The organism is Streptomyces viridiviolaceus (genome assembly GCF_014650995.1).
GTDB classification, from domain to species: domain Bacteria; phylum Actinomycetota; class Actinomycetes; order Streptomycetales; family Streptomycetaceae; genus Streptomyces; species Streptomyces viridiviolaceus.
Map to the genome: position 1 here is coordinate 128,726 of NZ_BMWA01000025.1, position 14,941 is coordinate 143,666.

The window sequence follows — 14,941 nt, forward strand, 5'->3', positions numbered from 1 at the left end:
CGCGCGATGAGCCGACCGCCTGCGTGTAGCCCCGTACGGTATATGGGTTCGCTGAGGAATCGGCACCGCCGGTAGGCTCTGACCAGGGCGCAGCCCGCCCGCAAGCCCACCCGTACCGACACAACGAAGGACGATCGTGCTCATTGCCGGGTTCCCCGCCGGGGCCTGGGGGACGAACTGCTATCTCGTCGCCCCCGCCGCCGGTGAGGAGTGCGTGATCATCGACCCCGGCCACCAGGCCGCCCAAGGAGTCGAGGAAGCACTCGCCAAGCATCGGCTCAAGCCCGTCGCCGTCGTCCTCACCCACGGCCACATCGACCACGTGGCCTCGGTCGTCCCGGTGTGCGGCGCGCACGACGTGCCGGCCTGGATCCACCCCGAGGACCGGTACATGATGAGCGACCCGGAGAAGGCCCTCGGCCGCTCCATCGGCATGCCGCTGATGGGCGAGCTGACGGTGGGGGAGCCGGACGACGTCAGGGAGATGGCCGACGGCGCCAGGCTCGAACTGGCAGGCATGGAGCTGACGGTCGCCCATGCGCCGGGCCATACCAAGGGGTCGGTGACCTTCGGCCTGCCCGAGGCGGCGGACATCCCGCCGATCCTGTTCTCGGGCGACCTGCTGTTCGCCGGCTCCATCGGACGCACCGACCTGCCCGGCGGTGACATGGCCGAGATGCTCGACTCGCTGGCCCGCGTGTGCCTGCCGCTCGACGACTCGACCGTGGTGCTGTCCGGCCACGGCCCCCAGACGACCATCGGCCAGGAGCGCGCCACCAACCCGTATCTGCGGCAGGTGGCCGCCGGCCAGGGCGCCCCTCAGGCTCCCCGACGAGGAATGTGACGAGAGACCTTCCGTGAGCACCTTCAAGGCCCCCAAGGGCACGTACGACCTGCTGCCGCCGGACTCCGCCAAGTACCTGGCGGTCCGCGAGGCGATCGCGGCCCCCCTGCGGGGCTCCGGCTACGGCTACATCGAGACGCCCGGCTTCGAGAACGTCGAGCTGTTCGCGCGCGGTGTCGGCGAGTCCACCGACATCGTGACCAAGGAGATGTACGTCTTCGAGACGAAGGGCGGCGACCGGCTCGCCCTGCGCCCGGAGACGACGGCCCCCGTGCTGCGCGCGGTCCTGGAGGCCAACCTGCACAAGGCGGGCAACCTGCCGGTGAAGGTCTGGTACTCGGGCTCGCAGTACCGCTACGAGCGCCCGCAGAAGGGCCGTTACCGCCACTTCTCGCAGGTCGGTGCCGAGGCGATCGGCGCGGAGGACCCGGCGCTGGACGCCGAGCTGATCATCCTGGCCGACCAGGCGTACCGCTCGCTCGGCCTGAGCCAATTCCGGATCCTGCTCAACAGCCTGGGCGACAAGGAGTGCCGTCCCGTCTACCGGGCCGCGCTGCAGGACTTCCTGCGGGGCCTGGACCTGGACGAGGACACGCTGCGCCGCGCCCAGATCAACCCCCTGCGCGTCCTGGACGACAAGCGCGCGGAGGTGCAGAAGCAGCTGACGGAAGCCCCGTTGCTGCGCGACTACCTGTGCGACACCTGCAAGGCGTACCACGAGGAGGTCCGCGAGCTGATCACGGCGGCGGGCGTGGCCTTCGAGGACGACCCGAAGCTGGTGCGCGGCCTGGACTACTACACGCGCACGACCTTCGAGTTCGTCCACGACGGTCTGGGCTCCCAGTCCGCGGTGGGCGGCGGCGGCCGCTACGACGGCTTGTCCGAGATGATCGGCGGCCCCTCGCTGCCCTCGGTCGGCTGGGCCCTCGGCGTCGACCGCACGGTCCTCGCCCTGGAGGCGGAGGGCATCGAGCTGGACATCCCGGCCGCGACCTCCGTCTTCGCCGTTCCGCTCGGCGAGGAGGCCCGCCGGGTCCTGTTCGCCAAGGTCACCGAGCTGCGCAAGAACGGCGTCGCCGCCGACTTCTCCTACGGCGGCAAGGGCCTCAAGGGCGCCATGAAGAACGCCAACCGCAGCGGCGCCCGCTACACGATCGTGGCCGGCGAGCGCGACCTCGCCGACGGCGTCGTCCAGCTCAAGGACATGGAGTCCGGCGAGCAGACGGCGATCGGCGTGAACGAGATCGTGGCGGAGCTGGAGTCGCGGCTCGGCTGACCGTTCCTTACGCCGACGGGGCGCGCGCGTTCGTTCGTGCGTGCCCCCGTCGAACGGGCGGCGGCCGGAACGCAAGGCCCAGGGGTGATCACCGGTGCGTCTTGTGTTCATCGAACAGTGGCTTTACAGGCAGGTACGGCACAATGGCACTGCCCGAAGCAGACCCCGACCCTCGAACGACGGAATCGGCGTGATGAGCGAGACGACAGTGAAGGACGCTTCCAGCGAGCCCGAAACCGCGCCGGCACCCGGCGCCGGCACCCGGCGCACCGAGGGCGGCAGCCGTGCCCTCGCCCTGCTGCTGGTCATCACGGGCGCGGCCGGAGTGCTCGCCTCGTGGGTCATCACCCTCGACAAGTTCAAGCTGCTCGAGGCGAAGGTCGCCGGCACCACGTTCACGCCCGGGTGCAGCCTGAACCCCGTGGTCTCCTGCGGCAGCGTCATGGAGAGCGACCAGGCCGCGGCCTTCGGCTTCCCCAACCCGATGCTCGGCCTGGTCACGTACGGCATCGTGATCTGCGTCGGCATGAGCCTGCTCGCCGGGGCACGCTTCCCGCGCTGGTACTGGCTCACCTTCAACGCGGGCACCCTGTTCGGTGTCGGGTTCTGCACATGGCTGCAGTTCCAGTCCCTGTACCGGATCAACGCCCTGTGCCTGTGGTGCTGCCTGGCCTGGGTCGCCACCATCCTCATGTTCTGGTACGTGACGTCCTTCAACGTCCGCAAGGGCTTCCTGCCCGCGCCGAACTGGCTGAAGGGCTTCTTCGGCGAGTTCGGCTGGGTGCCGCCCGTGCTGCACATCGGCATCATCGGCATGATGATCCTGACCCGCTGGTGGGACTTCTGGACCGGCTGACGGGCCGGCCGACGGCGCCCGCCGCGTTGTCAGTGCGGTGATTTAGGGTTTTGGGCGTGGAGCCCGACCTGTTCACCGCCGCAGCCGAAGAACGCCAGGAGAAGGACCCGACCGGCAGCCCCCTCGCCGTGCGGATGCGTCCGCGCACCCTCGACGAGGTGGTGGGCCAGCAACACCTCCTGAAGCCGGGCTCGCCCCTGCGCCGGCTGGTCGGCGAGGGCGCATCCGGCCCCGCCGGCCCCTCCTCGGTGATCCTCTGGGGACCGCCCGGCACCGGCAAGACGACCCTGGCGTACGTCGTCTCCAAGGCCACCAACAAGCGCTTCGTGGAGCTGTCCGCGATCACCGCGGGCGTCAAGGAGGTCCGCGCGGTCATCGACGGCGCCCGCCGCGCCGTCGGCGGGTACGGCAAGGAGACCGTCCTCTTCCTCGACGAGATCCACCGCTTCAGCAAGGCCCAGCAGGACTCCCTGCTCCCGGCCGTCGAGAACCGCTGGGTCACCCTGATCGCCGCGACGACCGAGAACCCGTACTTCTCGGTGATCTCCCCCCTGCTCTCCCGCTCCCTCCTGCTCACCCTCGAACCCCTCACCGACGACGACGTCCGCGGGCTGCTGCGCCGCGCCCTGACCGACGACCGTGGACTGAAGGGCGCCGTCTCCCTCCCCGAGGACACCGAGGCCCACCTGCTGCGCATCGCCGGAGGCGACGCCCGCCGGGCCCTCACCGCCCTGGAGGCCGCCGCCGGAGCGGCCCTCGACAAGGGCGAGAGCGAGATCGGCCTGACCACGCTGGAGGAGACGGTCGACCGTGCCGCGGTGAAGTACGACCGCGACGGCGACCAGCACTACGACGTCGCCAGCGCCCTGATCAAGTCCATCCGCGGCTCCGACGTGGACGCCGCCCTGCACTACCTGGCCCGGATGATCGAGGCCGGCGAGGACCCCCGCTTCATCGCCCGCCGGCTGATGATCTCCGCCAGCGAGGACATCGGCCTCGCCGACCCCAACGCCCTGCCGATCGCCGTCGCGGCCGCCCAGGCGGTCGCCATGATCGGTTTCCCGGAGGCGGCCCTCACCCTCAGCCACGCCACCATCGCCCTGGCCCTCGCGCCCAAGTCCAACGCCGCGACGACCGCCATCGGCGCCGCTCTGGAGGACGTCCGCAAGGGGCTGGCCGGGCCGGTGCCGCCCCACCTGAGGGACAGCCACTACAAGGGCGCGGGCAAGCTCGGCCACGGAGAGGGATACGTGTACCCGCACGACCTGCCCGAGGGCATCGCCGCGCAGCAGTACGCCCCGGACGCCCTGAAGGAGCGCACGTACTACACGCCGACCCGGCACGGTGCCGAGGCCAGGTACGCGGACGCCGTGGAATGGACCCGCAATCACCTCGGTCGCAAGCGGTCGTGAACAGCCTGTAGACTGCTGCGAAGCGCTGAGTCCCGTGTCCGGCCCCTTCCGAGGGAAACCGGCACCACCAGAGCGGGACAACCAGCCGGAGACCCGGTCCGCCGGATCTCCAGGAGCGTCGCGCACCGGCGAACGGTGTCGCGGGCCGCCCACCACCGCCCGGAGCCCCGGGACCGGTCGGTGGGCCACTCGCGTGCTGCACGTATGTGCCCAGACCAGGGGAGCGGCTGCCCGGCAGGTCCTTCACGGACCCGCGGGGTTTCCCCGGCTGCGGATGCGACCTCCCGTAACCCTGGTGAGCCGACCCATACGGAAAGTGAAAGAGACAGTGGCGAATCAGTCCCGCCCCAAGGTCAAGAAGTCGCGTGCCCTCGGTATCGCGCTGACCCCGAAGGCCGTCAAGTACTTCGAGGCCCGTCCCTACCCGCCGGGTGAGCACGGCCGCGGCCGCAAGCAGAACTCGGACTACAAGGTCCGTCTGCTGGAGAAGCAGCGTCTGCGCGCTCAGTACGACGTCTCCGAGCGTCAGCTGGTCCGCGCCTACGAGCGCGCCTCCAAGGTTCAGGGCAAGACCGGTGAGGCCCTGATCGTCGAGCTCGAGCGCCGCCTCGACGCGCTGGTCCTGCGTTCGGGCATCGCCCGCACGATCTACCAGGCCCGCCAGATGGTCGTCCACGGCCACATCCAGGTCAACGGCCAGAAGGTCGACAAGCCGTCCTTCCGCGTCCGTCCGGACGACGTCGTGCAGGTCCGCGACCGCTCCAAGGACAAGACGCTGTTCACGATCGCCCGTGAGGGTGGCTTCGCCCCCGACGGTGAGACCCCGCGCTACCTCCAGGTGAACCTCAAGGCCCTGGCGTTCCGCCTGGACCGTGAGCCGAACCGCAAGGAGATCCCGGTGATCTGCGACGAGCAGCTCGTCGTCGAGTACTACGCCCGCTGACCCCAGCCGGACGTTCAGTACCCAGCGGTACCTCAGCCCGTCGTCTCCCCGCCCCTCCGGGTGGGCGAGGCGGCGGGCTTCGCCGTGGGCGCACCCGCCGTCGCACCCCGCCCGGCCCGGCGCGGCGCCGGCAGTGACGCCCGCACGCCGGGCCGGCGCAGCGCCCGGGACACCCCCTCCGCGAGGCCCAGCCGGGCCCCGTGCCGGACGCACTGCTCGTACCGCTCGTCGCCCAGCCGCTCACGGGCCGTCGCCTCGCACAGCTCGTGCGGCGCGTTGTAGTGCGCCGAGCCGAACAGCGGCAGGCCCACCGACGGCCACATCCGCTCCGCCGCGCCCTGCAGCACCGCCGCCTCCTCCGGGTCGTCCTCCGCCACCGTGACCAGGGCGAGGAGTTCCACCGCCAGCACCGTGCCCAGCAGGTCCCGGAAGTCGTGGGCACTGTCCAGGCAGCCGGTCAGCAGCTGCCTGGCCCCCGCCGCGTCCCCGTCGCTCCAGGCCGCGTAGGCCAGCACGTACAGCGCGTACGCCCGGACCCAGCGCTCGCCGTGGTCCTCGCACACCCGGCGCACGTCCTCGCACAGCCGCACCGCGTCCGGCAGATCGCCCTGGAACGCCCGCGTCATCGCCAGTTCCACCTGGCCCATCAGCACATTGCTGTTGAGCTCCCCGATCTCCCGGTAGCGCCGCAGCGCCGAGCGCAGCAGTGTCTCCGCGCGCGGCATGTCGTCCGAGACCAGCGCCAGGCAGCCGGTGCGGTGCTCCGCGTACGCCAGCGCCGTGGCGTTCGAGGACCGCTCGGCCTCCTCCCGGCACTCCTGGAGCGCCGCCAGCGCGGGCACCGTGTCGCCCTGGAGGATCGCCACATGGGCGAGCACCCAGAGCGCCTTCAGCCGCGACCGGTCGCCCGCCGTCCGCTCCGCGTCCAGCCGGACCGCCTGCTCCAGCCAGCGCCGCCCCTCCGACAGCCGTCCGCAGCCGACCCAGTGGAACCACAGGCAGCCCGCCAGATACTGACCCAGATGCGTCTCGGCCGGTTCGGCCAGGCAGTACTCCAGGGCGACGCGCAGATTCGGCAGCTCCACGTCCACACGGGCGGCGACCTCGCTCTGGCGCGGCGAGAACCACTCCAGCTCGCACCAGGTCGCCAGGCCCACGTACCAGTCACGGTGCCGGCGCCGCAGCCGCGCCGCGTCGCCCGTCGCCTCCAGCCAGTCGGCGCCGTACGCCCGGACCGTGGCGAGCATCCGGTAGCGCACCCCCGCCGGGGTCTCCTCCACGGTCAGCAGCGACTGCGCGACCAGGGCGGACAGCACGTCGAGCACGTCCTCGGCGGCCAGCCCGCTCCCGCTGCACACGTACTCGGCCGCGTCCAGGTCGAACCGGTCGGCGAACACCGACAGCCGCGCCCACAGCAGCCGTTCCCGTGGCGTGCACAGCTCGTGACTCCAGCCGATCGCCGTGCGCAGCGTCCGGTGCCGGGGCGGCGCGGACCGGTCCCCGCCGGTCAGCAGCCGGAACCGGTCGTCGAGCCGCTCCAGCACCTGCCCCGGCGACAGCACGTCCAGCCGCCCGGCGGCCAGCTCGATCGCCAGCGGGATGCCGTCGAGGCGCCGGCACAGCTCTCGCGCCTCCCCGTCGTCGCCGTACGCCCTGTTCCGCTGTGCCGCACGGACCGTCAGCAGCTCCACCGCCTCGTTCTCGCCCAGCGGTGCCAGCGGGAACAGCCGTTCGCCGGCCACGCCCAGCGGGCGGCGCCCCACCGCCAGCACCCCGAGGCCCGGCGCACGGCCCAGCAGGTCGGTCACCAGCGCGGCGCAGGCCTCGGCCAGGTGCTCGACCCCGTCGAGGACCAGCAGCAGTTCGCGTTCGGCGAGGTGTCCGAGCAGCGCCTCGCGCGGCGGCCGGGTGGTGTGGTCGGTCAGGCCGAGCGCCTCCACGACCGCGTAGGCGACGAACTCCGGATCGCGCAGCGGGGCCAGCTCCACCCGCCACGCCCCGTCCCGGTGCGCGGCCCGCGCGGCCGCCCGCGCCGCCAGACGCGACTTGCCGACGCCGCCGGTGCCCGTCACCGTGACCAGCCGCGAGGCGTCCAGCGCGCGGACCAGGCCGGCGAGTTCCGTTCCGCGCCCCACGAAGGCGTCGAGCTCCAGGGGGAGATTGCCGTGCGGGGACGTGCCGTCGCGCCGTTGATCTCGCATGGGACACGGAGCGTACTGAACCGTGTTCACTCCGTACAAACGCTTCAGGCAACTCCACCGCGCGCGGACGGTAATCCGGTACGGAGCTCCGTGCCCGGCGCGATAGGCTCGGTGCACGACTTTCTCGATGTTCAGCGACGTTTTCAGGGAGCGGGTGCACACAGTGTCCGGTGGAGAGGTTGCCGGGATCCTGGTGGCCGTCTTCTGGGCGATCCTGGTCTCCTTCCTCGCCGTCGCACTGGCGAGGCTGGCCCAGACGCTCAGGGCGACCACCAAGCTCGTGGCGGACGTGACCGAGCAGGCCGTCCCGCTGCTGGCCGACGCCTCCACGGCGGTGCGCTCCGCCCAGACCCAGATCGACCGGGTCGACGCGATCGCCTCCGACGTCCAGGAGGTGACGTCGAACGCGTCCGCACTGTCGACCACCGTCGCCTCCACCTTCGGCGGCCCCCTGGTCAAGGTCGCGGCCTTCGGCTACGGCGTGCGCCGGGCGCTCGGCGGCCGCAAGGAGGACATGCCGGCCAAGGACCCGAGGCGTACCGTGATCGTGGGCCGGACGATTCCGGCCGCACGGCGGACGAAGCGGAAGAAGGACTGACTCAGAGATGTTCCGCCGTACGTTCTGGTTCACCACCGGTGTCGCCGCCGGAGTGTGGGCCACCACCAAGGTCAACCGGAAGCTGAAGCAGCTCACCCCCGAGAACCTCGCCGTCACGGCGACCAACAAGGCGATCGAGGCGGGCGGCCGGCTCAAGGACCGAGCGGTGGAATTCGCCCTCGACGTCCGCGACAACATGGTCCAGCGGGAGGCCGAACTGGGCGACGCGCTCGGGCTGAACGCCCCCGTCGACCGCGAACTCCCCGGACCCGGGCGCTACGCCGCCATCGAGAACCGCAACGACCCGACGTACGTCGACAGGACGACGTACTCGTACAACCGGAATGAGGACCACTGATGGAGTCGGCCGAGATCCGCCGCCGCTGGTTGAGCTTCTTCGAGGAGCGCGGTCACACCGTCGTCCCTTCGGCGTCGCTCATCGCGGACGACCCGACTCTGCTGCTGGTCAACGCGGGCATGGTGCCCTTCAAGCCGTACTTCCTCGGTGAGGTCAAGCCGAAGTTCGCCCGCGCCACCAGCGTGCAGAAGTGCGTCCGTACGCCGGACATCGAGGAGGTCGGCAAGACCACTCGGCACGGCACGTTCTTCCAGATGTGCGGCAACTTCTCCTTCGGCGACTACTTCAAGGAAGGCGCCTGCAAGCTCGCCTGGGAGCTGCTGACCAGCCCCCAGGACAAGGGCGGTTACGGCCTCGACCCCGAGCGTCTGTGGATCACGGTCTACGAGGACGACGACGAGGCCGAGCAGATCTGGCGCGACGTCGTCGGCGTGCCGGCCGAGCGCATCCAGCGCCTGGGCAAGAAGGACAACTTCTGGTCCATGGGCGTGCCCGGCCCCTGCGGCCCGTGCTCCGAGATCAACTACGACCGCGGCCCCGAGTTCGGCGTCGAGGGCGGCCCCGCCGTCAACGACGAGCGGTACGTGGAGATCTGGAACCTGGTCTTCATGCAGTACGAGCGTGGCGAGGGCACCGGCAAGGAGGACTTCGAGATCCTCGGTGACCTGCCCAACAAGAACATCGACACGGGCCTCGGCCTGGAGCGGCTCGCCATGATTCTGCAGGGCGTGCAGAACATGTACGAGATCGACACCTCCATGGCCGTCATCAACAAGGCCACCGAGCTGACCGGCGTGGCCTACGGCCACTCCCATGCCTCGGACGTCTCCCTGCGCGTGGTCACCGACCACATCCGCACCGCCGTGATGCTCATCGGCGACGGCGTCACCCCCGGCAACGAGGGCCGCGGCTACGTGCTGCGCCGCATCATGCGCCGCGCCATCCGCAACATGCGCCTGCTCGGCGCCACCGGTCCGGTCGTCAAGGACCTGATCGACGTGGTGATCCACATGATGGGGCAGCAGTACCCCGAGCTGGTCACCGACCGCGAGCGGATCGAGAAGGTCGCCCTCGCCGAGGAGAACGCCTTCCTCAAGACGCTGAAGGCCGGCACCAACATCCTGGACACCGCCGTCGCCGACACCAAGGCCGCCGGCGGCAGCGTCCTGCCCGGCGACAAGGCCTTCCTGCTCCACGACACCTGGGGCTTCCCGATCGACCTCACCCTGGAGATGGCCGCCGAGCAGGGGCTGTCCGTGGACGAGGACGGCTTCCGGCGTCTGATGAAGGAGCAGCGGGAGCGCGCCAAGGCCGACGCCCAGGCCAAGAAGACCGGCCACGCCGACCTCGGCGCCTACCGTGAGATCGCCGACCGAGCGGGTGCCACCGACTTCATCGGCTACACCGACACCGAGGGCGAGTCCACCATCGTCGGCATCCTCGTCGACGGCGTCTCCTCGCCCGCCGCCACCGAGGGCGACGAGGTCGAGGTCGTCCTCGACCGCACCCCGTTCTACGCCGAGGGCGGTGGCCAGATCGGCGACACCGGCCGGATCAAGATCGACACCGGTGCCGTCATCGAGATCCGCGACTGCCAGAAGCCGGTCCCCGGCGTGTACGTCCACAAGGGCGTCGTCCAGGTCGGCGAGGTCACCGTCGGTGCCAAGGCCCACGCCTCGATCGACGCCCGCCGCCGTACGGCCATCGCCCGTGCCCACTCGGCCACCCACCTCACCCACCAGGCCCTGCGCGACGCCCTCGGCCCGACGGCCGCCCAGGCCGGTTCCGAGAACCAGCCGGGCCGCTTCCGCTTCGACTTCGGCTCGCCCTCCGCCGTTCCGACGGCCGTGATGACCGACGTCGAGCAGAAGATCAACGAGGTGCTCGCCCGCGACCTGGACGTCCAGGCCGAGGTCATGGGCATCGACGAGGCCAAGAAGCAGGGCGCCATCGCCGAGTTCGGCGAGAAGTACGGCGACCGCGTGCGCGTGGTGACCATCGGCGACTTCTCCAAGGAGCTGTGCGGCGGCACCCACGTGCACAACACCGCCCAGCTGGGCCTGGTCAAGCTGCTCGGCGAGTCGTCCATCGGCTCCGGTGTGCGCCGCATCGAGGCCCTGGTCGGCGTGGACGCCTACAACTTCCTCGCCCGTGAGCACACGGTGGTCAACCAGCTCACCGAGCTGCTCAAGGGCCGTTCCGAGGAGCTTCCGGAGAAGGTCGCCGCCATGCTCGGCAAGCTGAAGGACGCCGAGAAGGAGATCGAGAAGTTCCGCGCCGAGAAGGTGCTCCAGGCCGCCGCCGGCCTCGCCGAGTCCGCCAAGGACGTGCGCGGCGTCGCCCTGGTGACCGGCCAGGTCCCGGACGGCACCACCGCCGACGACCTGCGCAAGCTGGTCCTCGACGTGCGCGGCCGCATCCAGGGCGGCCGGGCCGCCGTGGTCGCCCTGTTCACCGCGGTGAACGGCAAGCCGCTGACGGTGATCGCCACCAACGAGGCCGCCCGCGAGCGGGGCCTCAAGGCCGGTGACCTGGTCCGCACGGCCGCCAAGACCCTCGGCGGCGGCGGTGGCGGCAAGCCGGACGTCGCCCAGGGCGGCGGCCAGAACCCCGCCGCCATCGGCGAGGCCGTCGAGGCCGTCGAGCGGCTCGTGGCGGAAACCGCCAAGTGAGCGGCACGGACAGCGACCAGGCGGACGGCCCGGTGATGCGCCGCGGCCGTCGCCTGGCGATCGACGTCGGGGACGCCCGTATCGGGGTCGCCTCGTGCGACCCCGACGGGATCCTCGCCACTCCGGTGGAGACGGTCCCCGGCCGCGACGTCCCGGCGGCCCATCGCCGCCTCGGACAGTTGGTCGAGGAGTACGAGCCCATCGAGGTCGTCGTCGGTCTCCCTCGCTCCCTCAAGGGGGGCGAGGGCCCGGCCGCGGCCAAGGTCCGCGGCTTCGCCCAGGAGCTGGCCAAGCGCATCGCGCCCGTCCCCGTACGCCTGGTCGACGAGCGGATGACGACCGTGACGGCCGGCCGGGGACTGCGCGCTTCGGGCGTGAAGTCCAAGAAGGGCAGATCGGTCATCGACCAGGCAGCCGCTGTGATCATCCTCCAGCAGGCACTGGAATCCGAACGGGTGTCAGGTAAAGCACCCGGCGAGGGCGTCGAAGTGGTCATCTGATCGCGATACGGTAACGTTCCGCGCGATGCGGCGGCATTCGAACAGCCCCCGCACAGCAAGAGGCGGAACGGAAGCCGGTCCTTCCAGCCGCGCGTTCCGCCGCCTCGCGGCTCTAGGGGATCGATGACTGAGTATGGCCGGGGCCAAGGCTCCGAACCGTGGCATCCGGAGGACCCGTTGTACGGGGACGGCGGATGGGGCGGACAGCAGGCCCACGCGGGCCGGCAGTCCCCCTACGGCGGCCAGCCGCAGCAGCAGTATCCGGAGCAGCCGCAGCAGCCGCAGTACGGCGACTGGGGCGACGGCGGACAGGCCGCGTACGGTCAGCCGCAACAGCAGTACGGGCAGTACGGCGGGCACCAGCAGCAGGGCTACGACCAGCAGCAGTACGGGGCCCAGGCACAGCACCAGCAGCCCTATGACGACAGCAACGGCTGGGGCTCCGGCGCCCAGCCGCACGTCCAGTACCCCACCGATCCGTCCGACCCCTACGGGCAGCAGAACGCGGGCTACGGCGCGGAGCAGCCCGACTTCTACGGCACCCCGGACGCGTATCCGCCGCCGGAGCCGCCCGGCCGTCGGCGCGCGGAACCGGAACCGCAGCGCACCGACTGGGACCCCGGCCCCGACGAGGGGGAGCACGCCTTCTTCGCGGGCGGGAACGACCGGGACGACGACGCCGAGGACGGCGGCGGGCGTGGCGACCGGAGGGGCCGGGGGGCCAAGAAGCGCCGCAACGGATGCGCCTGTCTCGTCGTCTGCCTGGTGCTCGGCGGCGGCGTGGCGGGAGTCGGATATTTCGGCTACCAGTTTTACCAGGATCGTTTCGGCGCCGCCCCGGACTACGCGGGCGACGGCAACGGCGAACAGGTCACCGTCACCATCCCCAAGGGCGCCGGCGGATGGACCATCGGGCAGGAGCTCAAGGACAAGGGCGTGGTCAAGAGCGTCGACGCCTTCGTCGCCGCCCAGCAGAGCAACCCCCGGGGCAAGTCCATCCAGGACGGCGTGTACACGCTGCAGAAGGAGATGTCGGCCGAGAGCGCCGTCGAGCTCCTGCTCAGCCCGGAGAGCCGCAGCAACCTGATCATCGCCGAGGGCAAGCGCAACGTCGACATCTACCAGCTCATCGACAAACGCCTGGAAGTCGACACGGGCACCACCGCGAAGGTGGCCCAGACCAAGTGGAAGAGCCTCGGCCTGCCCGACTGGGCGATGAACCACGAGAACGTCAAGGACCCCCTGGAGGGCTTCCTCTACCCGTCCAGCTACTCGGTCGCAAAGGGTCAGAAGCCCGAGGACGTGCTGAAGCAGATGGTGGGCCGGGCGACGGAGAAGTACGAGGAGCTCGGCCTCGAGACGAAGGCCGACAACCTCGGCCTCGAAGGGCCGTGGCAGCTGCTCACCGTGGCCAGCCTCGTCCAGGCCGAGGGCACCAGCCACGACGACTTCCGCAAGATGGCCGAGGTCGTCTACAACCGCCTCGAGCCGGGTAACGAGCAGACCAACGGGATGCTCGAGTTCGACTCCACGTACAACTACATCAAGAACCAGAGCAAGCTCGACCTGTCCCTCAGCGAGCTGCGCAACTACGACAACCCGTACAACACCTACTACACCAAGGGCCTGCCGCCCGGCCCGATCAGCAACCCCGGCGAGGAAGCGCTGAAGGGCGCCCTCGACCCGACCGACGGCGGCTGGTACTACTTCATCTCGCTCGACGGCAAGACGAGCGAGTTCACCAAGACCAACGAGGACCACCAGAAGTTGGTCGACAAGTGGAACGCCTCAAGGAACAACTGATGTCCGCACGCCGCCGAGCCGCCGTTCTCGGCTCCCCCATCGCCCACTCCCTCTCCCCGGTGCTGCACCGCACCGCGTACGCGGAACTGGGTCTGGAGGGCTGGACGTACGACCGCTTCGACGTCGACGAGGAGGCGCTGCCGGGCTTCTTCGAGAAGCTGGGCCCCCAGTGGGCGGGGCTGTCGCTGACCATGCCGCTGAAACGGGCGGTGATCCCGCTGCTCGACGAGATCAGCGAGACGGCAGCCTCCGTGGACGCGGTGAACACCGTCGTCCTCACCGAGGACGGCCGCAGGACCGGCGACAACACCGACATCCCCGGCATGGTCGCCGCCCTGCGCGAGCACGGCATCGAGAAGGTCGAGACCGCGGCGGTCCTGGGCGCCGGTGCCACCGCCTCCTCCGCGCTGGCCGCGCTGGCCCGTATCTGCACCGGCGAGGTCGTCGTCCACGTACGCAGCGAGGCGCGCGCCGCCGAGATGCGCGGGTGGGCCGAGCGGCTGGACGTCGAGGTGCGGATCGCCGACTGGGCCGACGCCGCACAGGCGCTGCGCGCCCCGCTGGTGGTCGCCACCACCCCGGCCGGCACCACCGACGCGCTCGCGGCGGCGGTCCCGGAGATGCCGGCGACCCTGTTCGACGTGCTCTACGACCCCTGGCCGACCGCGCTCGCCGCCCGCTGGTCCGCGTACGGCGGGGCCGTCGTCGGCGGCCTCGACCTGCTCGTGCACCAGGCGGTGCTGCAGGTGGAGCAGATGACGGGGTGTGCCCCGGCGCCGCTCGCCGCGATGCGAAAGGCCGGCGAGCAGGCTCTCGCGGACCGCTAGGATCCGTCCGGTTCCGCAGGGCGTGGAACGGGAGGGGAAAGCGTTCCATGTCCACGGACGTGTCTCTGGCGTCTGCCAAGAGCGAGGTGTTCGAGGCCCTGCTGGGCTTCCTGCCCGACTGGGTACAGATCACGGTGCTCGCCCTGGTCGTGCTCGCCGTCGTCGCGACCTGGGTGGTCAAGCTGCGGCGCAAGCTCGCCCACCGGCGCGCCCTGCGCGGCGGACAGCCGGTCCACGCGGCGGCGCAGTACGGTCAGGGCCGCGGGGCCGACCACCTGGGGGCGTACGCACCGCGGCAGCGGGCACAGCAGGGGAGCGGCGCCGACCACCTGGGCCCCTACGCGCCGCGGCAGCAGAGCGGTGCGGACTTCCTCGGGTCCTACGCACCCGGGCAGCAGCGCAACGGCTCCGCCTGATCCCGTCGCGTCCGCCAGATGGACCGGCGGCCGGGTCCGCCGACCGGACGTGGGAGGATCGGAGGTGGCGGGCCGGCACCGCGCACCCGGTCACGCCGTCGCCGTGCGCGAGGAGACGCGTACGCAGGGCAGTACCGGGCGCGAGCACTGAGGAGCACCGTTGAGCAGGTTGCGCTGGCTGACCGCGGGGGAGTCCCACGGTCCCGCACTCGTCGCGACGCTGGAGGGTCTGCCC

13 protein-coding genes are annotated in these 14,941 nt (G+C 71.0%); 12 read left to right on the forward strand and 1 reads right to left on the reverse strand.

All coding sequences use genetic code 11. From position 1 onward, the window contains the following. Positions 1 to 136: 136 nt before the first annotated feature. The 5 genes from IE260_RS31140 to rpsD all read left to right on the forward strand — a co-directional run bounded on the left by IE260_RS31140 (position 137) and on the right by rpsD (position 5,331). On the forward strand, positions 137 to 844 hold the full coding sequence (locus IE260_RS31140) for an MBL fold metallo-hydrolase (RefSeq protein WP_189877917.1): 708 nt from the start codon (positions 137 to 139) through the stop codon (positions 842 to 844). Positions 845 to 857: 13 nt separating this feature from the next. Beyond that, positions 858 to 2,120 carry a histidine--tRNA ligase gene (gene hisS, locus IE260_RS31145; protein WP_189877919.1) on the forward strand — a complete coding sequence of 421 codons (1,263 nt, stop codon included), beginning with the start codon at positions 858 to 860 and terminating at the stop codon, positions 2,118 to 2,120. Positions 2,121 to 2,313: 193 nt separating this feature from the next. Beyond that, entirely contained in the window at positions 2,314 to 2,976 is a 663-nt protein-coding gene (locus IE260_RS31150; protein ID WP_189877921.1) for a vitamin K epoxide reductase family protein, read from the forward strand. A gap of 56 nt (positions 2,977 to 3,032) precedes the next feature. After that, positions 3,033 to 4,388: a replication-associated recombination protein A gene (locus IE260_RS31155; RefSeq protein WP_189877923.1), complete on the forward strand. Its 1,356-nt coding sequence runs from the start codon at positions 3,033 to 3,035 to the stop codon at positions 4,386 to 4,388. Between the two features lie 328 nt (positions 4,389 to 4,716). After that, positions 4,717 to 5,331 carry a 30S ribosomal protein S4 gene (gene rpsD, locus IE260_RS31160; protein WP_189877930.1) on the forward strand — a complete coding sequence of 205 codons (615 nt, stop codon included), beginning with the start codon at positions 4,717 to 4,719 and terminating at the stop codon, positions 5,329 to 5,331. A 32-nt stretch (positions 5,332 to 5,363) separates the two neighbouring features. Here rpsD and IE260_RS31165 read toward each other — a convergent pair whose 3' ends face one another. Continuing rightward, on the reverse strand, positions 5,364 to 7,532 hold the full coding sequence (locus IE260_RS31165; protein WP_189877933.1) for an ATP-binding protein: 2,169 nt from the start codon (positions 7,530 to 7,532) through the stop codon (positions 5,364 to 5,366). A 154-nt stretch (positions 7,533 to 7,686) separates the two neighbouring features. On the opposite strand from IE260_RS31165, the gene IE260_RS31170 reads away from it, so the two are divergent. From IE260_RS31170 to IE260_RS31200, 7 genes are all read left to right on the forward strand, one after another. Beyond that, a complete protein-coding gene (locus IE260_RS31170) occupies positions 7,687 to 8,130 on the forward strand; it encodes a DUF948 domain-containing protein (RefSeq protein ID WP_189877971.1) in 444 nt (147 codons plus the stop codon). 7 nt (positions 8,131 to 8,137) lie between these two features. Further along, positions 8,138 to 8,488, forward strand: a complete 351-nt coding sequence (locus IE260_RS31175) for a hypothetical protein (RefSeq protein ID WP_189877935.1) — start codon at positions 8,138 to 8,140, stop codon at positions 8,486 to 8,488. Beyond that, positions 8,488 to 11,160, forward strand: a complete 2,673-nt coding sequence (gene alaS / locus IE260_RS31180) for an alanine--tRNA ligase (RefSeq protein ID WP_189877937.1) — start codon at positions 8,488 to 8,490, stop codon at positions 11,158 to 11,160. Before IE260_RS31175 ends, alaS begins: the two co-directional genes overlap by 1 nt. Before the next feature lie 35 nt (positions 11,161 to 11,195). Next, entirely contained in the window at positions 11,196 to 11,660 is a 465-nt protein-coding gene (gene ruvX / locus IE260_RS31185; protein WP_373303433.1) for a Holliday junction resolvase RuvX, read from the forward strand. A gap of 123 nt (positions 11,661 to 11,783) precedes the next feature. Beyond that, on the forward strand, positions 11,784 to 13,463 hold the full coding sequence (gene mltG, locus IE260_RS31190) for an endolytic transglycosylase MltG (RefSeq protein ID WP_189877942.1): 1,680 nt from the start codon (positions 11,784 to 11,786) through the stop codon (positions 13,461 to 13,463). After that, positions 13,463 to 14,290 (forward strand): shikimate dehydrogenase, encoded by an 828-nt coding sequence (locus IE260_RS31195; protein ID WP_189877944.1) that lies wholly within the window; start codon positions 13,463 to 13,465, stop codon positions 14,288 to 14,290. Before mltG ends, IE260_RS31195 begins: the two co-directional genes overlap by 1 nt. Before the next feature lie 47 nt (positions 14,291 to 14,337). Next, on the forward strand, positions 14,338 to 14,706 hold the full coding sequence (locus tag IE260_RS31200) for a hypothetical protein (RefSeq protein WP_189877946.1): 369 nt from the start codon (positions 14,338 to 14,340) through the stop codon (positions 14,704 to 14,706). The last annotated feature ends 235 nt before the right edge of the window (positions 14,707 to 14,941 follow it).